The organism is Streptomyces sp. NPDC047853 (assembly GCF_043204535.1).
GTDB lineage: Bacteria > Actinomycetota > Actinomycetes > Streptomycetales > Streptomycetaceae > Streptomyces.
In genome coordinates this window covers 129,888-149,714 of record NZ_JBIDCI010000001.1, presented here as the reverse complement: position 1 = coordinate 149,714, position 19,827 = coordinate 129,888, and the positions used below count along the sequence as shown (strand labels likewise).

Annotated in this window: 14 protein-coding genes; 1 reads left to right on the top strand and 13 read right to left on the bottom strand. The window is 67.7% G+C overall.

What is annotated here, in order from left to right; translation table 11 throughout:
* Positions 1-8: 8 nt before the first annotated feature.
* The 7 genes from ACGF5T_RS00715 to ACGF5T_RS00685 form a co-directional block, all read right to left on the bottom strand.
* Positions 9-248 (bottom strand): hypothetical protein, encoded by a 240-nt coding sequence (locus ACGF5T_RS00715; RefSeq protein WP_366767178.1) that lies wholly within the window; start codon positions 246-248, stop codon positions 9-11.
* A 5-nt stretch (positions 249-253) separates the two neighbouring features.
* Positions 254-1,156, bottom strand: a complete 903-nt coding sequence (locus ACGF5T_RS00710; RefSeq protein WP_366767177.1) for a hypothetical protein — start codon at positions 1,154-1,156, stop codon at positions 254-256.
* 222 nt (positions 1,157-1,378) lie between these two features.
* Positions 1,379-2,572 carry an elongation factor Tu gene (gene tuf, locus ACGF5T_RS00705; RefSeq protein ID WP_053135585.1) on the bottom strand — a complete coding sequence of 398 codons (1,194 nt, stop codon included), beginning with the start codon at positions 2,570-2,572 and terminating at the stop codon, positions 1,379-1,381.
* A gap of 171 nt (positions 2,573-2,743) precedes the next feature.
* Positions 2,744-4,870, bottom strand: coding sequence for an elongation factor G (gene fusA, locus ACGF5T_RS00700; RefSeq protein ID WP_356601724.1), 2,127 nt, complete (start codon positions 4,868-4,870; stop codon positions 2,744-2,746).
* 39 nt (positions 4,871-4,909) lie between these two features.
* Positions 4,910-5,380 (bottom strand): 30S ribosomal protein S7, encoded by a 471-nt coding sequence (gene rpsG / locus ACGF5T_RS00695; RefSeq protein WP_003974303.1) that lies wholly within the window; start codon positions 5,378-5,380, stop codon positions 4,910-4,912.
* A 2-nt stretch (positions 5,381-5,382) separates the two neighbouring features.
* Positions 5,383-5,754, bottom strand: coding sequence for a 30S ribosomal protein S12 (gene rpsL, locus ACGF5T_RS00690; RefSeq protein ID WP_003948652.1), 372 nt, complete (start codon positions 5,752-5,754; stop codon positions 5,383-5,385).
* 290 nt (positions 5,755-6,044) lie between these two features.
* A complete protein-coding gene (locus ACGF5T_RS00685) occupies positions 6,045-7,094 on the bottom strand; it encodes a glycosyltransferase family 2 protein (protein WP_356601722.1) in 1,050 nt (349 codons plus the stop codon).
* Positions 7,095-7,195: 101 nt separating this feature from the next.
* Here ACGF5T_RS00685 and ACGF5T_RS00680 point away from each other — a divergent pair, with 101 nt between their 5' ends.
* A complete protein-coding gene (locus tag ACGF5T_RS00680; protein WP_356601720.1) occupies positions 7,196-8,488 on the top strand; it encodes a hypothetical protein in 1,293 nt (430 codons plus the stop codon).
* 76 nt (positions 8,489-8,564) lie between these two features.
* Here ACGF5T_RS00680 and ACGF5T_RS00675 read toward each other — a convergent pair whose 3' ends face one another.
* The 6 genes from ACGF5T_RS00675 to ACGF5T_RS00650 form a co-directional block, all read right to left on the bottom strand.
* The gene (locus ACGF5T_RS00675; RefSeq protein WP_053135573.1) at positions 8,565-12,464 is read right to left on the bottom strand and encodes a DNA-directed RNA polymerase subunit beta'; all 3,900 of its coding nucleotides are present in this window, start codon (positions 12,462-12,464) and stop codon (positions 8,565-8,567) included.
* A 97-nt stretch (positions 12,465-12,561) separates the two neighbouring features.
* Positions 12,562-16,047, bottom strand: coding sequence for a DNA-directed RNA polymerase subunit beta (gene rpoB, locus ACGF5T_RS00670; RefSeq protein WP_356601717.1), 3,486 nt, complete (start codon positions 16,045-16,047; stop codon positions 12,562-12,564).
* Positions 16,048-16,634: 587 nt separating this feature from the next.
* Positions 16,635-17,015 (bottom strand): 50S ribosomal protein L7/L12, encoded by a 381-nt coding sequence (rplL, locus tag ACGF5T_RS00665; RefSeq protein ID WP_053135567.1) that lies wholly within the window; start codon positions 17,013-17,015, stop codon positions 16,635-16,637.
* 117 nt (positions 17,016-17,132) lie between these two features.
* Positions 17,133-17,663 carry a 50S ribosomal protein L10 gene (gene rplJ, locus ACGF5T_RS00660; protein ID WP_053135564.1) on the bottom strand — a complete coding sequence of 177 codons (531 nt, stop codon included), beginning with the start codon at positions 17,661-17,663 and terminating at the stop codon, positions 17,133-17,135.
* Between the two features lie 302 nt (positions 17,664-17,965).
* Positions 17,966-18,808 (bottom strand): DUF1396 domain-containing protein, encoded by an 843-nt coding sequence (locus tag ACGF5T_RS00655; protein WP_356601711.1) that lies wholly within the window; start codon positions 18,806-18,808, stop codon positions 17,966-17,968.
* A 148-nt stretch (positions 18,809-18,956) separates the two neighbouring features.
* Positions 18,957-19,763, bottom strand: a complete 807-nt coding sequence (locus tag ACGF5T_RS00650) for a hypothetical protein (protein WP_366769353.1) — start codon at positions 19,761-19,763, stop codon at positions 18,957-18,959.
* Between the last annotated feature and the right edge of the window lie 64 nt (positions 19,764-19,827).

Genomic DNA, 19,827 nt, shown 5'->3' with positions numbered 1-19,827 from the left:
GTCCCGCCTCACCCCTCCGCGGGCCCGAACACCTCCGCCACCGACCCAGCCGTGATCGCCCGCGAGAACCAGACCCCCAGCACCTCAAGATCCGCGCACCCCACGATGCGCTCCCGCTCACCACCCGACACCGCAACACCCCGCCGCTCCAACAACAGCAGAATGTCCTCCGCGCGCCCCTCAGCCCGCCCCTCAGCCCGCAGGCTCTGCGCGGTCTCCGACTGGAAGAAGGAAAGGTCGGCGGCCAAGCGGCTCACTCCCCCTCCGCGGGCCCGAACACCTCCGCCACCGACCCAGCCGTGATCGCCCGCGAGAACCAGACCCCCAGCACCTCAAGATCCGCACACCCCACGATGCGCTCCCGCTCACCACCCGACACCGCAACACCCCGCCGCTCCAACAACAGCAGAATGTCCTCCGCACGCCCCTCAGCCCGCCCCTCAGCCCGCCCCTCAGCCCGCAGGCTCTGCGCGGTCTCCGACTGGAAGAAGGAAAGGTCGGCGGCCATGATCTGCCTCCAGAAGTCTGCGGCCGGCGTCTTGCCGAGTCCTTGTTCCGTGAGTTCGATGTAGATGCTTGCCGTGCTCTCGTCCTCGGCCGACAGGCCTTTCAACGCCGAGGCCAGCGCCTTCAGTATCGCATCGGCGCCCGGATCCCGGCGGTGCAGCGCCGCGGAGAGCACGGTCAGCGGGATGTCGCGCGCCGCTTCGTCGGGGCTGTCGATCACGGGCACGTGGTCGGGCCCGAGGACCAACGGGCGCACGGTGAGCGAAGGCCACTGCGGGGGCCCGAGGTCCACCTGCCGGGCGGCCCAGGAGGCGGTGCGTCGATCGGCGCAGACGACCAGCAGGACCGGCGGCAACCCGTACTTGGCGTAGAGGTGCGCCAGATAGTAGGCCCAGCTCGCGTGCTTGTCGGGGTCCTGTCTGCCCTGGGACTCGACGGCGAGCAGAAAGCTGCCGTTGTCGCTCGTCTCCATGCGCAGCAGCGTGTCCACACGTCGCTCCACCGGGCGGTTCTCGGTGAGGTCGGTCGTGAGCGGTACCGCGGAGACCGGTTCGGCGAAGGTGACGCCGAGGGCCCGGACGGCCCGGGCGAAGAGCGCCGGATCCTCCTGGAAGATCCGGTGCAGCGCCTCGTGGGATGAACTGACCATGCACCGAACGTAGAAGAGGGACGGGGCTTGCCAGCCACATATGCCAGCAATGCCGCCGATCGGGTGAAGGGCCGGGACCCGGCTTGACGTCCACGCCCAGCGCCCCCGCCCCCATCGCCACGCCCACCGCCCATGCGAAAGGGCCCGCACGACCGAAGTCGTGCGGGCCCTCTCTCAGGCATCAGCCCATGTCAGGTCAGAGACCGGACAAGCAAGCGGAGCTTACTTGTTGATCTTGGTGACCTGGCCGGCGCCCACGGTCCGGCCACCCTCGCGGATGGCGAACTTCAGGCCCTCTTCCATGGCGACGGGCTGGATGAGCTCCACCTTCATCTCGGTGTTGTCACCCGGCATGACCATCTCGGTGCCCTCGGGGAGGGTCACGACGCCGGTCACGTCCGTCGTACGGAAGTAGAACTGCGGACGGTAGTTGTTGAAGAAGGGGGTGTGACGGCCACCCTCGTCCTTCGACAGGATGTAGGCCTGGGCCTCGAACTCGGTGTGCGGGGTGACCGAGCCCGGCTTGATGATGACCTGGCCGCGCTCGACGTCCTCGCGCTTGATGCCACGGAGGAGCAGACCGACGTTCTCACCGGCCTGGCCCTCGTCGAGCAGCTTGCGGAACATCTCGATGCCGGTGACCGTGGTGGTGGTCTTCTCGGTCTTGATGCCGATGATGTCGACGGTCTCGTTGACCTTGAGGACACCACGCTCGATGCGGCCGGTGACGACCGTACCGCGACCGGTGATGGTGAAGACGTCCTCGATCGGCATCAGGAACGGCTTGTCGACGTCGCGCTCGGGCTCCGGGATGGACTCGTCCACGGCCTTCATGAGCTCGAGGACCGAGTTGCCCCACTCCTTGTCGCCCTCGAGGGCCTTCAGAGCGGAGACCTTGACGACCGGAAGCTCGTCGCCCGGGAACTCGTACTCGGAGAGGAGCTCGCGCACCTCGAGCTCGACGAGCTCCAGGATCTCCTCGTCGTCCACCATGTCGGCCTTGTTCAGGGCGACGACGATGTACGGAACGCCGACCTGGCGGGCCAGGAGCACGTGCTCCTTGGTCTGCGGCATCGGGCCGTCGGTGGCGGCGACCACGAGGATGGCGCCGTCCATCTGCGCCGCACCCGTGATCATGTTCTTGATGTAGTCCGCGTGACCGGGGCAGTCGACGTGGGCGTAGTGACGGGTCTCCGTCTGGTACTCGACGTGCGCGATGGAGATGGTGATACCGCGCTGGCGCTCCTCGGGAGCCTTGTCGATCTGGTCGAAGGCCGAGGCCTCGTTCAGGTCCGGGTACGCGTCGTGCAGCACCTTGGTAATGGCGGCCGTGAGGGTCGTCTTACCGTGGTCGATGTGACCGATGGTGCCGATGTTGACGTGCGGCTTAGTCCGCTCGAACTTCGCCTTCGCCACGGGGGTCCTCCTGAGAGTGGTTCTGGTACGCCTTACTCATCGGCGCCAGGTGATCTTTGCTGGGAAACCCGGACCCGGGTCATTCCGTCGGGTTGGCGACGGAATGACCCTTGCAGGCTCCGGGGTCAAGCCTAAAGCGTGTGAACGGGGTCCGTTGAACGGAGTAGCCCGTTACTCGCCCTTGGCCTTCGCGATGATCTCCTCGGCGACGTTCCGGGGAACCTCGGCGTAGGAGTCGAACTGCATCGAGTAGCTTGCGCGACCCGACGTCTTGCTGCGGAGGTCGCCGACGTAGCCGAACATCTCCGAGAGGGGCACGAGGCCCTTCACGACGCGGGCACCCATCCGCTCCTCCATGGCCTGGATCTGGCCACGGCGGGAGTTGATGTCGCCGATGACCTCACCCATGTAGTCCTCGGGCGTGGTGACCTCGACGGCCATCATCGGCTCCAGGAGCACGGGCGAAGCCTTGCGCGCGGCCTCCTTGAAGGCCTGCGAACCGGCGATCTTGAAGGCGAGCTCGGAGGAGTCGACCTCGTGGTAGCCACCGTCGATGAGCGTGACGCGGACGCCCGTCATCTCGTAGCCGGCCAGGATGCCGAACTGCATGGCCTCCTGAGCACCGGCGTCCACCGAAGGGATGTACTCCTTCGGGATGCGGCCACCGGTCACCTTGTTCACGAACTCGTACGAGGCGTCGCCGCCCTCGATCGGCTCGATCGCGATCTGCACCTTGGCGAACTGACCGGTACCACCGGTCTGCTTCTTGTGGGTGTAGTCCACGCGCTCGACGGTCTTGCGGATCGTCTCACGGTACGCGACCTGCGGCTTGCCGACGTTGGCCTCGACCTTGAACTCACGGCGCATGCGGTCGACCAGCACCTCGAGGTGCAGCTCGCCCATACCACCGATGATGGTCTGGCCCGTCTCCTCGTCCGAGTGGACCTGGAACGACGGGTCCTCCTCGGCGAGGCGCTGGATCGCGACGCCCAGCTTCTCCTGGTCGCCCTTCGACTTGGGCTCGATGGCGACCTGGATGACCGGCGCCGGGAAGTCCATGGACTCCAGGATCACCGGGTTCTTGTCGTCGGACAGCGTCTCACCGGTGGTGGTCTGCTTCAGGCCCATGACGGCGACGATGTCGCCGGCGCCCACCGACTCGATCTCCTCACGCTTGTTGGCGTGCATGCGGTAGATCTTGCCGATGCGCTCCTTCTTGCCCTTGACGGAGTTCAGCACCGCGGTGCCGGACTCCAGGCGGCCCGAGTAGACCCGGACGAAGGTGAGCTTGCCGAGGTGCGGGTCGCTCATGATCTTGAACGCGAGCGCGGCCAGCGGCTCGTCCTCGGACGGCTTGCGCTTGACGACGACCTCGGGGTCCTTGACGTCGTGGCCCTCGATGGCCTCGACGTCGAGCGGGGTCGGCAGGTAGCGCACGACCGCGTCGAGCAGGGGCTGGACGCCCTTGTTCTTGAACGCGGTGCCGCAGAACACCGGGGTGACCGTGGTGTCGCTGGACTTGCCGGACGCGATGGTGACACGACGGATCGCGGCGTACAGCTGCTCCTCGGTGGGCTCCTGGCCCTCGAGGAACATCTCCATGATCTCTTCGTCGTTCTCCGCGACGGCCTCGACCAGCTTGCCGCGCCACTCCTCGGCGGCCTCGGTGTGCGTGGCCGGGATGTCGACGGTGTCGTACATCTCGCCCTTGGCCGCCTCGGCGGACCACACGAGCGCCTTCATGCGGACCAGGTCCACGACGCCCTTGAAGTCGGCCTCGGCACCGATCGGGAGCTGCATGACGAGCGGCTGGGCGCCCAGGCGGTCCGAGATCATCTCCACGCAGCGGTGGAACTCGGCGCCGGTGCGGTCCAGCTTGTTGACGAAGCAGATGCGCGGCACGCCGTAGCGGTCGGCCTGACGCCACACCGTCTCGGACTGCGGCTCGACACCGGCGACACCGTCGAACACGGTCACGGCACCGTCGAGCACACGCAGGGAACGCTCCACCTCGACGGTGAAGTCGACGTGCCCCGGGGTGTCGATGATGTTGATCGTGTAGTCGTTGTCCTCGAGCGGCCAGTGACAGGTGGTCGCAGCAGACGTGATCGTGATGCCACGCTCCTGCTCCTGCTCCATCCAGTCCATCGTGGCGGCGCCGTCGTGGACCTCACCGATCTTGTACGACACACCGGTGTAGAACAGGATCCGCTCGGTGGTGGTCGTCTTGCCCGCGTCGATGTGGGCCATGATCCCGATGTTGCGGACCTTGGCCAGGTCAAGTGAAGTGGTAGCCATAAGGCTTCAGTCTTCTCTCGGTCTCGATGTGGGTAGCGACTACCAGCGGTAGTGCGCGAAGGCCTTGTTGGACTCGGCCATCTTGTGCGTGTCCTCGCGCTTCTTCACAGCGGCACCCAGGCCGTTGGAGGCGTCGAGGAGCTCGTTCAGCAGACGCTCGGTCATGGTCTTCTCGCGACGGGCGCGGGAGTAACCGACCAGCCAGCGCAGGGCGAGCGTGTTCGCACGGCCCGGCTTGACCTCGATCGGGACCTGGTAGGTCGCACCACCGACACGGCGGGACTTGACCTCGAGGGTCGGCTTGATGTTCTCGAGAGCGCGCTTCAGCGTGATGACCGGGTCGTTGCCGGTCTTCTCGCGCAGGCCCTCCATGGCGCCGTAGACGATGCGCTCGGCGGTGGAGCGCTTGCCGTTCAGCAGCACCTTGTTGATCAGGGAGGTCACCAGAGGAGAACCGTAGACCGGGTCGATGATGACCGGGCGCTTCGGGGCGGGGCCCTTACGAGGCATTCTTACTTCTCCTTCTTGGCGCCGTAGCGGCTGCGGGCCTGCTTGCGGTTCTTCACACCCTGGGTGTCAAGCGAACCGCGGATGATCTTGTAGCGAACACCCGGCAGGTCCTTCACACGGCCGCCGCGCACGAGCACGATGGAGTGCTCCTGCAGGTTGTGCCCCTCACCCGGAATGTAAGCGGTGACCTCGATCCCGCTGGTCAGACGCACACGCGCGACCTTACGCAGGGCCGAGTTCGGCTTCTTCGGGGTGGTCGTGAACACACGCGTGCAGACGCCGCGACGCTGGGGCGAACCCTCGAGTGCGGGCGTCTTGTTCTTCTCGACCTTGTCCTGCCGGCCCTTCCGGACCAGCTGCTGGATCGTAGGCACTACTTCTCCGGTTTCTGTGTGCCGAATGGTGAAGCTAACCTGGAACTTTTCCGACCCACGCGGTCGGGTGTGTCGGAGCCGCGGACTCTTGCCGCCAAAGCGGAAGGAGCGCGGATCACGGTGGCCGGTGAAGACCCCCATCGCGGTGGGAAGGCACGCACGGGAGCCAGGGCACACCCCAGGCACAAGGTCTGAGCGTACCTATCGCATTCGCTGCGGTCAAAACAAATGCGCTGGACCGACAGCGCCACCCTTTCCGTCCCGGTACGTACCGTTCGGCGCCGGGCGCCTCAGGCCCTGGGGGCGGGCACCCGCACCCCGTTCTCCCCGGCCGCGCCCTGCCCCGGTACCGGGGACGCCGGCCCCGCCGAGGGCGCGGTCGGCGCCGCCGTGTCGTGCCGGACGAAGTACGTCGGCCGGTTCTGCACGGCCGTGTAGATGCGCCCCACGTACTCGCCCAGCAGACCGACGCAGATCAGCTGCACCCCGCCGATGAACACGATGCCGGTGAACAGGGAGGTCCAGCCCGGCACCGTCCGGCCCAGCGCGAAGGCGGTGAGGGTGTAGACCAGCAGCCCCAGGCAGACGACGAACGCGCCGGCGCCCAGCCAGGTGGCGATGCGCAGCGGGGCGGCGGAGAAGCCGGTGACGCTGTCGACCCCGAGCCGGATCATCCTCCCCAGCGGGTACTTGGTGCGCCCCGCCGTACGCGGAGCGCGCTCGTACGTCACCTGCCCGCTCGGGAAGCCCAGCCAGGGCACCAGGAGCCGGTAGACCCGCTGCTGGTCCGGCAGGGCCTTCAGGGCGTCGACGGCGGCCCGGCTGAGCAGCCGGAAGTCCCCCGCCTGGGCCGGGACCGAGGGACCCGCGAGGCGCCGCATCAGCCGGTAGTAGCAGCCCGCCGTCCACCGCTTGAACCCGGAGTCGCTGCTGCGGTCGTCGCGGACGCCGTAGACGATGTCGAGGCCCTCGGCACGGGCCAGCGCCAGCATGTCGGGGATCTTCTCCGGCGGGTCCTGGAGATCGGCGTCGAGGCTGACCACGTAGGTGCCCACGGCCCGGTCCAGGCCGGCCGTGAGGGCCGCCTGGTGCCCGGAGTTGCGCCGCAGCGCGACCACACGCAGCTCCGGCCAGCCCAGCCGGAAGGCGGCGAGCAGCTCCGCCGTACGGTCCCCGCTGCCGTCGTCGACCGCCACGACCTCGTGGGCGACGCCCAGCTCCGTCAGGACCGGGCGCAGTCGGCTGACCAGCGCGGGGAGGACTTCTTCTTCGTTGTACATCGGTATGACGACCGACAGCACGACCGGTCCGTGCTGCTCCGCGTCCCGTTCCTCGGGCACCGCGCCTCCCCTCACCCTGATCCTGAGCACAGATGTGCGACTCTTGTGCGATCTTATGGCAGCAATTGACGCTTGAGCACGGACCGAGGGGGATGACAGCCATGGACACGGCTGCCGACGACACGGTGACCGACAGGCCCGCCGGCGCACCGGACGGGCAGTCCGAGGACCGTCCGGAGCGCTCCTGGCGGACCTGGCGTCCCGTCCTCCCCGACCGCGCCCGCCCCTACCTGCCCGCACTGGCCCTGTACGGCGTCACCAAGCTCGTCGGCCTCGCGGTCTTCGCGTCGCTGCTGGAGTACGCCGGTGACTACGAGGGCAAGAACCCGCGCTTCGGCGGGGGCGCCCACTGGTGGGACGTGCTGGCCACCTGGGACGGCTGGTGGTACCTCCAGGTCGCCGAGCACGGCTACAGCCCCTCCCTGGTACGGCTCGGCGGCGACGGCCTGTTCACCGTCCAGCAGAACTCGGTCGCCTTCTTCCCGCTCTACCCGGCGCTGATCCGCATGGTCTCGGAGGTCACCGGCCTCGGGCTGTACGGCGCCGGCATCCTCGTCTCCGTCGTCTGCTCGTTCGTCGCGGCCGCGGGCATCTTCGCCGTGGTCCGCCTCGTGGCCGGGGCCCGCGCGGGCACGATCGCCGCCGGGCTGTGGGCCGTCGCGCCCGGCGCGGGCGTCGAGTGGGCCGTGTACTCCGAGTCCCTGTTCGTCGCCATCGCCGCCTGGGCCTGCTACGCGGTGATGACCGGGCGCTGGGTGACGGCCGGGCTGCTGGCCTTCACCGCGGGCCTGAACCGGCCGACGTCCGCCGTCCTCATAGGCGCCGTGGGCCTGGCCGCCCTGGTGACCCTGGCCCGGCCGGCCTCCCGGCGCGAGCACGGCGTACGGGGCCCGGTGTACGCCATGGTCGTGGCGCCGCTCGGCCTGCTCGGCTACATCGCCTGGGTCGGCTACCGCACCGGCGAGGCCACCGCGTACTTCACGCTCCAGCGCGAGGGCTGGGCGCACTTCTTCGACTACGGCGCCTACACCCTGGACGTGCTGCGCAACCTCGCCGTCGGCAAGGGCGACTACGTCTTCGCCTTCTCCACCCCGGACCTGCTCTCCCTCCAGCTGGTCCTGGCGCTGCCCTTCCTGATCGCCCTGATGCTGCGCAAGAAGCCCCCGCTGGTCCTGGTCGCCTACACGCTGGCCACGATCATCACGGTCCTCGGCACCCAGCAGATGTTCGGCAACACCATGCGCTACCTGCTGCCGGCCTTCCCCCTGCTCCTCGCGCCGGCCGCGGCCCTCGCCCGCCTGAGGCTCCCGAGCCTCGCGGTCTTCTTCACCACGGCCGCGCTCGCCTCCGGCTGGTACGCGCACTACGTCATCTTCGAGCTGGGCGTGCCGTAGCCACCGCGTCCGCACACGCCGAAGGGCGGCCACCCCTCCCGGGGTGACCGCCCTTCGGCGTTCAAGCGTTACCCGCTCACTGGTTGTACGGACCGTAGTCGTAGTCCTCCAGCGGAACGGCCTGGCCGGAGCCGGTGCCGAACGGCGAGTAGTCGATGTCGTCGTAGCCGACGGCCGAGTACATCGCGGCCTTGGCCTCCTCGGTCGGCTCCACCCGGATGTTGCGGTAGCGGGACAGGCCCGTACCGGCCGGGATGAGCTTACCGATGATGACGTTCTCCTTGAGGCCGATGAGGCTGTCGGACTTGGCGTTGATCGCCGCGTCCGTCAGCACTCGGGTCGTCTCCTGGAAGGAGGCGGCCGACAGCCAGGATTCCGTCGCCAGCGAGGCCTTGGTGATACCCATCAGCTGCGGACGACCGGAGGCCGGGTGACCGCCCTCCTGGACCACACGACGGTTCTCGGTCTCGAACTTCGAGCGCTCGACCAGCTCGCCGGGCAGCAGTTCCGCGTCGCCCGACTCGATGATCGTCACGCGGCGCAGCATCTGCCGGATGATGATCTCGATGTGCTTGTCGTGGATCGACACACCCTGCGAGTTGTAGACCTTCTGGACCTCGCCGACCAGGTGGACCTGGACGGCACGCTGACCCAGGATGCGCAGCACGTCGTGCGGGTTGGTGGCACCCACGGTGAGCTTCTGGCCCACCTCGACGTGGTCGCCCTCGCCCACCAGCAGACGGGCACGCTTCGAGATCGGGAACGCCGTCTCGTCGCTGCCGTCGTCGGGGGTGACGACGAGCTTCTTGGTCTTCTCGGTCTCCTCGATCCGGACGCGGCCGGAGGCCTCGGAGATCGGGGCGACACCCTTCGGGGTACGGGCCTCGAAGAGCTCGACGACACGCGGCAGACCCTGCGTGATGTCGTCACCTGCCACACCACCGGTGTGGAAGGTACGCATCGTCAGCTGGGTGCCGGGCTCACCGATGGACTGGGCGGCGATGATGCCGACCGCCTCACCGATGTCGACCAGCTTGCCGGTGGCCAGGGAGCGGCCGTAGCACATAGCGCAGGTGCCGACCTGGGACTCGCAGGTCAGGATCGAACGGGTCTTGACCTCCTCGACACCGTTGGCGACCAGGGCGTCGATCAGGACGTCACCGAGGTCGACGTTGGCCGGCGCGATCACCTTGCCGTCGATGACGACGTCCTCGGCGAGCATGCGGGCGTACACGCTGGTCTCGACGTCCTCGGCCTTGCGCAGCGTGCCGTCCGCGTCGCGCGTGGCGATCGGCAGCTTGAGGCCGCGCTCGGTGCCGCAGTCCTCCTCGCGAATGATGACGTCCTGGGAGACGTCGACCAGACGACGGGTGAGGTAACCCGAGTCGGCGGTACGCAGAGCGGTGTCCGCCAGACCCTTACGGGCACCGTGCGTGGAGATGAAGTACTCCAGCACGGACAGGCCCTCACGGAACGAGGCCTTGATCGGACGCGGGATCGTCTCGTTCTTGGCGTTCGACACGAGACCACGCATACCGGCGATCTGACGCATCTGCATCATGTTGCCTCGTGCGCCCGAGTTCACCATCATGAAGATCGGGTTGGTCTTCGGGAAGTTCTCGTTCATCGCCTCGGCGACCTCGTTGGTCGCCTTGGTCCAGATCGCGATGAGCTCCTGCGTGCGCTCGTCCTTGGTGATCAGACCGCGCTCGTACTGCTTCTGGACCTTCTCGTCCTGAGCCTCGTAGCCCTTGACGATCTCCTTCTTCGCCTCGGGAACGACGACGTCGGAGATGGCCACGGTGACGCCGGAACGGGTCGCCCAGAAGAAGCCGGAGGCCTTCAGGTTGTCGAGCGTCGCCGCCACGATGACCTTCGGGTACCGCTCGGCGAGGTCGTTGACGATCTCGGAGAGCTGCTTCTTGCCGACCTCGTAGTCGACGAAGGGGTAGTCCTCGGGCAGCAGCTCGTTGAAGAGCGCGCGGCCCAGCGTGGTCTTCAGGGTGAAGGTGTCACCCTGCTGCCACTCCGGCTCACCCTCCTCGCGGGCCGGGGGCTCCCAGCCGCGGGGCGGGATGGTGCCCACCGGGAAGCGGATGTCGACCTTCGACTGGAGCGACAGGTCGCCCGCGTCGAACGCCATGATCGCCTCGGCGGCGGAACCGAACGCGCGGCCCTCGCCCTTGAGGTCCCGGCCCTCGCCGTCGGTGGTGAGGAAGAACAGACCGAGGACCATGTCCTGGGTCGGCATCGTCACCGGACGGCCGTCGGCCGGCTTGAGGATGTTGTTCGAGGACAGCATCAGGATGCGGGCCTCGGCCTGCGCCTCCGCGGAGAGCGGCAGGTGGACGGCCATCTGGTCACCGTCGAAGTCCGCGTTGAACGCGGTGCAGACGAGCGGGTGGATCTGGATGGCCTTGCCCTCGACCAGCTGCGGCTCGAAGGCCTGGATGCCGAGGCGGTGCAGCGTGGGCGCACGGTTCAGCAGAACCGGGTGCTCCGCGATGACCTCTTCCAGCACGTCGTACACGACCGTGCGGCCGCGCTCGACCATGCGCTTGGCGCTCTTGATGTTCTGCGCGTGGTTCAGGTCGACCAGGCGCTTCATCACGAACGGCTTGAAGAGCTCCAGCGCCATGGCCTTGGGCAGACCGCACTGGTGCAGCTTCAGCTGCGGGCCGACGACGATGACGGAACGCGCCGAGTAGTCGACTCGCTTGCCGAGCAGGTTCTGACGGAAACGACCCTGCTTGCCCTTGAGCATGTCGCTCAGGGACTTCAGCGGGCGGTTGCCGGGACCGGTCACCGGGCGACCACGACGACCGTTGTCGAAGAGGGCGTCCACGGCCTCCTGGAGCATGCGCTTCTCGTTGTTCACGATGATCTCGGGCGCGCCGAGGTCGAGAAGCCGCTTCAGGCGGTTGTTGCGGTTGATCACGCGGCGGTACAGGTCGTTCAGGTCGGAGGTCGCGAAGCGGCCACCGTCCAGCTGCACCATCGGACGCAGGTCCGGCGGGATGACCGGCACGCAGTCCAGCACCATGCCCTTGGGGCTGTTGCTGGTCTGCAGGAACGCGGAGACGACCTTGAGGCGCTTGAGCGCACGGGTCTTCTTCTGGCCCTTGCCGGTGCGGATGATCTCGCGGAGGCGCTCGGCCTCCTCGTCGAGGTCGAAGGACTCCAGGCGCTTCTGCAGCGCGGCGGCGCCCATGGAGCCGTCGAAGTACGTGCCGAAGCGGTCACGCAGCTCGCGGTAGAGCAGCTCGTCGCCCTCCAGGTCCTGGACCTTGAGGTTCTTGAACCGGTTCCACACCTCGTCGAGGCGGTCGATCTCGCGCTGCGCACGGTCGCGCAGCTGCTTCATCTCGCGCTCGGCACCCTCGCGCACCTTGCGGCGCACGTCGGCCTTGGCGCCCTCGGCCTCCAGCTCGGCGAGGTCCGTCTCGAGCTTCTTGGCGCGGGCCTCCAGGTCGGAGTCGCGACGGTTCTCGATCTGCTGGCGCTCGACGGAGACGTGCGCCTCCAGGGACGGCAGGTCGCGGGTACGACGCTCCTCGTCCACGAACGTGATCATGTACGCCGCGAAGTAGATGACCTTCTCGAGGTCCTTCGGGGCGAGGTCGAGCAGGTAGCCGAGGCGCGACGGGACGCCCTTGAAGTACCAGATGTGGGTGACGGGTGCGGCCAGTTCGATGTGGCCCATCCGCTCGCGGCGCACCTTGGCGCGCGTGACCTCGACGCCACAGCGCTCACAGATGATGCCCTTGAAGCGGACGCGCTTGTACTTGCCGCAGTAGCACTCCCAGTCCCGGGTCGGACCGAAGATCTTCTCGCAGAAGAGTCCGTCCTTCTCGGGCTTGAGCGTGCGGTAGTTGATCGTCTCGGGCTTCTTGACCTCGCCGTGGCTCCACTGACGGATGTCGTCAGCGGTGGCCAGGCCGATCCGGAGCTCGTCGAAGAAGTTGACGTCGAGCACTATGCGTCAATCCCTCTCAGGGTTGTAAGTCTGTGGTCTGAAACGGGGGTCGCGGGATCGGCGGGGCCTCTGCGTGGGAGGCCCCGCCTGACTCCCGTCAGACCTCTTCGACGCTGCTCGGCTCGCGCCGCGACAGGTCGATGCCGAGCTCCTCCGCAGCGCGGAAGACGTCCTCGTCGGTGTCACGCATCTCGATGGACATGCCGTCCGAGGACAGCACCTCCACGTTGAGGCACAGGGACTGCATCTCCTTGATGAGCACCTTGAAGGACTCGGGGATGCCGGGCTCAGGGATGTTCTCGCCCTTGACGATGGCCTCGTAGACCTTCACGCGGCCGGTCACGTCGTCGGACTTGATGGTCAGCAGCTCCTGGAGGGCGTACGCGGCGCCGTACGCCTCCAGCGCCCACACCTCCATCTCACCGAAGCGCTGGCCACCGAACTGGGCCTTACCACCCAGCGGCTGCTGGGTGATCATCGAGTACGGACCGGTCGACCGGGCGTGCAGCTTGTCGTCGACCAGGTGGTGGAGCTTGAGGATGTACATGTAGCCGACCGAGATCGGCTCCGGGAACGGCTCACCGGAGCGGCCGTCGAACAGCCGCGCCTTGCCGGACGGGAGCACCATGCGCTCGCCGTCGCGGTTCGGGATGGTGTGCTGGAGCAGACCGGCCAGCTCGTCCTCACGCGCACCGTCGAAGACCGGGGTGGCGACGTTGGTGCCGGGCTCGACCTTGTCGGCGCCGATGGCCTGCAGACGCTGGGCCCACTCCTCCGCGAGGCCGGAGACGTCCCAGCCGCGGCTGGCGAGCCAGCCGAGGTGGATCTCCAGGACCTGTCCCGGGTTCATTCGGGACGGGACACCCAGCGGGTTCAGGATGATGTCGACGGGCGTGCCGTCCTCCAGGAACGGCATGTCCTCGATCGGGTTGATCTTGGAGATGACGCCCTTGTTGCCGTGGCGGCCGGCGAGCTTGTCACCGTCGGTGATCTTGCGCTTCTGCGCCACGTACACGCGCACCAGCTGGTTCACACCGGGGGGAAGCTCGTCGCCCTCCTCGCGGTCGAAGACGCGGACGCCGATGACCTTGCCGATCTCACCGTGCGGCACCTTCAGGGAGGTGTCGCGCACCTCGCGCGCCTTCTCACCGAAGATCGCGCGGAGCAGGCGCTCCTCCGGGGTCAGCTCGGTCTCACCCTTGGGCGTGACCTTGCCGACGAGGATGTCGCCGGCGACGACCTCGGCACCGATCCGGATGATGCCGCGCTCGTCGAGGTCGGCGAGGACCTCCTCGGAGACGTTCGGGATGTCCCGGGTGATCTCCTCCGGGCCGAGCTTGGTGTCACGGGCGTCGACCTCGTGCTCCTCGATGTGGATCGAGGAGAGGACGTCGTCCTGCACGAGGCGCTGCGACAGGATGATCGCGTCCTCGTAGTTGTGACCCTCCCACGGCATGAACGCGACCAGCAGGTTCTTGCCGAGCGCCATCTCGCCGTTCTCGGTGGCCGGACCGTCGGCCAGGACCTGGCCCTCGATGACCCGGTCGCCCTCGGCGACGATGACCTTCTGGTTGACCGAGGTTCCCTGGTTGGACCGGGAGAACTTGGCCAGGCGGTACGTGATGTACGTGCCGTCGTCGTTGGTCGTGGTGATGTAGTCCGCGGAGACCTCCTGGACCACACCCGCCTTCTCGGCCTTGACCACGTCGCCGGCGTCGGCGGCGGAGCGGTACTCCATGCCGGTGCCGACCAGCGGGGACTCGCTCTTGATGAGCGGCACCGCCTGACGCATCATGTTCGCGCCCATCAGGGCACGGTTGGCGTCGTCGTGCTCGAGGAACGGGATCATGGCGGTCGCGACCGACACCATCTGGCGCGGCGAGACGTCCATGTAGTCGACGTCGTCACCGGGGACGTAGTCGACCTCTCCGCCACGGCGGCGGACCAGGACGCGGGCCTCGGAGAAACGCATGTCGTCGTTGAGCGTGGCGTTGGCCTGCGCGATGACGAAGCGGTCCTCCTCGTCGGCGGTCAGGTAGTCCACGTCGTCCGTGACCTGGCCCTCGACGACCTTGCGGTACGGCGTCTCGATGAAACCGAAGGGGTTGATCCGGCCGTACGAGGCGAGCGAGCCGATCAGACCGATGTTCGGGCCTTCGGGCGTCTCGATCGGGCACATGCGGCCGTAGTGCGACGGGTGAACGTCACGGACCTCGAAGCCGGCCCGCTCACGGGAGAGACCACCCGGGCCGAGGGCGTTCAGACGACGCTTGTGCGTCAGCCCCGACAGCGGGTTGTTCTGGTCCATGAACTGGGACAGCTGGCTGGTGCCGAAGAACTCCTTGATGGAGGCGACGACCGGCCGGATGTTGATCAGGGTCTGCGGCGTGATCGCCTCGACGTCCTGGGTGGTCATGCGCTCGCGCACGACGCGCTCCATACGGGCGAGACCCGTACGGACCTGGTTCTGGATCAGCTCACCGACGTTACGGATGCGGCGGTTGCCGAAGTGGTCGATGTCGTCGGTCTCGACGACGATCTCCCGGCCCGACTCGCCGACCGTCTCGGTCTCACCGGCGTGCAGCTTCACCAGGTACTTGATGGTGGCGATGACGTCGTCGGTGGTGAGGACGCCGGCGTCCAGGGGCTCGTCGGCGCCGAGCTTCTTGTTCACCTTGTAGCGGCCGACCTTGGCGAGGTCGTAGCGCTTCGGGTTGAAGTAGAGGTTCTCGAGCAGCGTCTGCGCGGCCTCACGCGTGGGGGGCTCGCCCGGACGCAGCTTGCGGTAGATGTCGAGCAGCGCGTCGTCCTGGCCCTGGGTGTGGTCCTTCTCCAGGGTGGCGCGCATGGACTCGTACTCGCCGAACTCCTCGAGGATCTGCTCGGTCGTCCAACCGAGCGCCTTGAGCAGGACGGTCACGGACTGCTTGCGCTTGCGGTCGATGCGCACACCGACCATGTCGCGCTTGTCGATCTCCATCTCCAGCCAGGCACCCCGGGACGGGATGATCTTGGCGGAGAAGATGTCCTTGTCGGACGTCTTGTCGATCGAGGAGTCGAAGTAGACACCCGGCGAACGGACCAGCTGCGACACCACGACACGCTCGGTGCCGTTGATGACGAAGGTGCCCTTGTTGGTCATGAGCGGGAAGTCGCCCATGAAGACCGTCTGGGACTTGATCTCGCCGGTCTCGTTGTTGGTGAACTCGGCGGTGACGAAGAGCGGGGCCGCGTACGTGAAGTCGCGGTCCTTGCACTCGTCGATGCTGTTCTTGGGGGGCTCGAAACGGTGGTCGCGGAACGTCAGCGACATCGACCCGGAGAAGTCCTCGATCGGCGAGATCTCCTCGAAGATCTCTTCCAGACCGGACTTGGTGGGGACGTCCTGACCGGACTCCAGAGCCGACTCGACGCGAGCCTTCCAGGCGTCGTTGCCGAGCAGCCAGTCGAAGCTCTCGGTTTGCAGCGCGAGAAGGTTCGGAACCTCGAGGGGCTCCTTGATCTTTGCAAAGGAGATGCGCAGCGGGGCGGTGCTGGCAGCGTTGTTCGTATTCGCGGTCGAGGCATTGCGCGAGGCGGCCAAGAGGGGGTCCTTCCGAGGGCTCGGACTCACTACGCGCGTACCGGCCCCTCTTCCGTGCACGAAGACAGGGGGTGTCTGATGTGACCGAAGGGCCAGGTCAGACATGCTCTGGTCGTCAGTGCTCGGGCGAGGGTAGACCCCTGGTGACGGGCAGGGGGCAGCTAACAGGCAGCGCAAAGGGACAGTGTAGCCACTTGGCTCACTGATGTCCAGTGCGGTTCTCGGGGACCGTGTTCACTCCTCGTTGTTCTCACCACCTGCGGCAAGGCCTCGCCCTCAACGCACGTTGATACTGCCCTCTTCGCCGTCGATCCATGCCTCGGATTCGGATCCTTTGACGACGCCCTGAGAATTGCGCGCTGCGTGCTGTTCGTCAAGGCCCCCCTAGGCCCGAACCGGTCGCCTCCAGCGGCTCTCAGGGCCCCGGAGACGGCACGACGAAGATCACCCTACTCTCCGCCGTCACGCGTGCAAGGCAGCCGCCGCCGCACCCTCGGATACGCCGAAGAGCGACCACCCGGATGGATGATCGCTCTTCGGTGCTACGGCGTTACAGACCCTGCCGGATCCGTGGTGCCGGTGCGGTCTTACTTGACCTCGACGGAGGCGCCGGCGCCCTTGAGGGACTCGGCGGCCTTCTCGGCGGCGTCCTTGGCGACCTTCTCGAGGACGGGCTTCGGGGCGCCGTCCACGAGGTCCTTGGCCTCCTTCAGACCCAGGGAGGTCAGCTCACGCACGACCTTGATGACCTGGATCTTCTTGTCGCCGGCACCGGTGAGGATGACGTCGAACTCGTCCTTCTCCTCCTCGGCGGGGGCGGCGGCGGCCGGGCCGGCCGGGGCGGCGGCGACGGCCGCGGCGGCGGTGACGTCGAACTTCTCCTCGAAGGCCTTCACGAACTCGGAGAGCTCGATGAGGGTCATCTCCTCGAACTGGGCGAGCAGGTCGTCCTGGCTGAGCTTCGCCATGGTGGCGGTCCTTCCACTATTCGGCAGGGGGTGCCGTATGTACTGGGTGAGGCGGGCGTACGTCGGGCCCGCTGCGACCCGCGCCGCTAGGCGGCGTGAGTCAGAAAGCGAGCCGAGTTACTCGGCACCGCCCTGCTCGTCCTGCTTGGCACGGAGCGCGTCCACGGTGCGGACGAGCTTCGAGGGAAGCGCCTGGAAGAGCTGAGCAGTCTGCGTCTGCTTGCCCTTGAAGGCGCCCGCCAGCTTGGCGAGCAGAACCTCGCGGGACTCGAGGTCCGCAAGCTTCTTGATCTCGTCGGCGGACAGCGCCTTGCCGTCAAGGACACCGCCCTTGATGACGAGGTTGGGGTTGTCCTTGGCGAAGTCGCGCAGACCCTTCGCCGACACCACCGGGTCACCGGTGATGAAGGCGACAGCCGTCGGACCATTGAACTGGTCGTCCAGCGTCGTGATCCCGGCCTCGTTGGCCGCAATCTTGGTCAGCGTGTTCTTCACCACGGCGTACTGGGCGTTCTCACCGAGCGACCGGCGCAGCGTCTTGAGCTGCGCCACGGTGAGACCGCGGTACTCGGTCAGCACGGCGGCGTTGGAGCTGCGGAACTTGTCCGTCAGCTCGGCAACCGCGGCAGCCTTGTCGGGCGTCGCCATAGAGCCTCGGCCTCCTTCCGGGTGATTCGGACCGCGCGGACCCGAAGGAGGACTGGGGAAAACGAAACGCCCCGGCGCAGGCGCACGGGGCGTGGCTCGACCGGCTGCACACGCACGAGGCGTGGTCTCCGGGAGCTCATCCACAGTCACCTGCGCGGGTCGTCCGCAGTTCAGCGGATCCTTCGGCCACCGTGCCCTCCGAGGAGCACACGGCAACGACCAGCGGTCTTTGGCTTCTCGTGAAGCGTACGTGAACGGGGCAGTGTCGAGCAAATCCGCCCGTGGGGCCACCCGGAGGGCGCTCAGCCCGCCTGGGACTCCTCCATCATCTCGGCCAGGTCGACGGTGTCCTTGGCGGGCGGCGCGGTGACCTTCACGGGCTCGTTGAAGCCGAGGAAGGTGATCGTCATGTCCAGCGGTCCCTTGTCGGCCTTGCCGCGCATGCGGAACTGCTTGGTGTGGTCGTCGCCGTCGATCCACATGTCCATCGTGAGCTTGTCGAGGCCCATCTTCTTGTACTGCTCGAGGCTCTTCTGGCGCTTCTCCCGGGTGGCCTTGTCCTCGTCCCCAAGGGCCTTCTCCAGCTCGGCGAGGGTGACGGTGCCCTTGTAGTGGGTGGTCTCGACGCCGTCGACCGTCTCCGTGCCGACCTTCTCCACGTCCTTGGCGCCGGTGAGGAAGGTGGACTCGGCCGCCGGGTTCTTGTCGGCCTGGGAGGCCCCGCCCAGCTGGTTCAGCTCGTCGTCGGCCCCCATGGCGGCCAGGTCGAACTTCATCCAGCTCTTGCCGTCCATCTCCTTGGCGGCCGCGGCGCCCCCGCCGATGTACATGGCCTTGTCGACGAGCCGGATCTCGGCCTTGGCGTCGGCACCCTGGTCGAGCGCGGTCATCTTCATGCTCATCGCGAGCGTGGGCTTGATCTGCATCTCGGCCTCGGCCTCGACCCGGCCCTCTTCGGGGGCCCGCCCGGTCATGCGGTACCGGAGGGAGTCGATCTCCTCCGTGTTCTTCGCCGCCTTGGCGACGGCCGCGGCCGGCGTCATCTTCGGGGACTCCTCGCCCCCGTCGGAACAGCCCACCGCGCCGGCGGCGAGCAGCAGAGCGGTCAGACCGGCGCCCACGGGCACGCGTACGGACGTCTTCATGAGTTCCCCCCACGGAAACACGCTTCGCAGGGCACACGGACTGCGCACTGCTTCTTCACAGCAAGGACGCGAGCGTATCGGAGATGGTTCGAACGATCTTGTGTTTATGCGGGGGCCGTTCCGCGGGAGTACGGCGGCCGGCGTCCGGTCAGGAGCCGCCGCCCCGCGTCTTCAGCAGTTCCCTGAAGTCCGCCGTGTCCGCGGCCGGTGGGCGCTTCGGGACGGCGCCTGTGCCGTAGCCGCTGTAGTACGCGGTCTGGGTCAGCTTCCCGGTCTCCGTCCGGCCCCGCTCGACCTTCTTGACCAGCAGGTCCCGGTCGTCCACCCAGATGTCGACGGTGCGGGCGGTGGCGCCGCCGACCGTGCCGGTCCAGTGCGTGGTGCGCCGGCCGCGGGTCGTCTCCGCGCCGACCTCGCGCACGTCCTCGGCCGCCAGCAGGGCCTGCACCGCCAGGTGCGGGGTGGTCTCGCGCAGTTGGTCCGCGAAGCCGCCGCCCGCGTCGGACCCGAGGGCGTCCAGATCCGCGTAGGCGTACTTGATCCAGTGCCGGCCGCCCACCCGGTCGGCGAACCGGTCGCCGAGCCTGGCGTAGTACGCGTCGGGCAGGTAGCGGGCCTCCAGCGCGGTGGTGCCGAGCCGGCGCATCGTCTCGGCGGTCGTGCCGCCCGTGTATGTGATCGTCAGGGTGCCGGTGAGGCCGTCGCGCCAGCCGAGGGTGCCGGCGGCCTTCAGGGACAGTTCCCCGCCCATGACGGTCGTGGACTCAACCCTGGCCGAGCCGGCCCGTCCGGTGGCCCGCTCCACGGCCCGCAGGGGCCGGGTCGTCGGGTCGGTGGCGCGGGCGGCGTCGGTGGAGGGCGCGGACCCGGCGGCGGAGGTGCAGGCGGTGACGGAGATCAGCGCGGTCGTCACCGCGATCCGGAGGACCGTACGGCGTGCCGTCGTGCGCGTCATCCGCCCCACCCCTGTGCGCCGTATGCGAGTTCGCTGCCCGCACGCTAGCCCAGCGGGCCGGTGT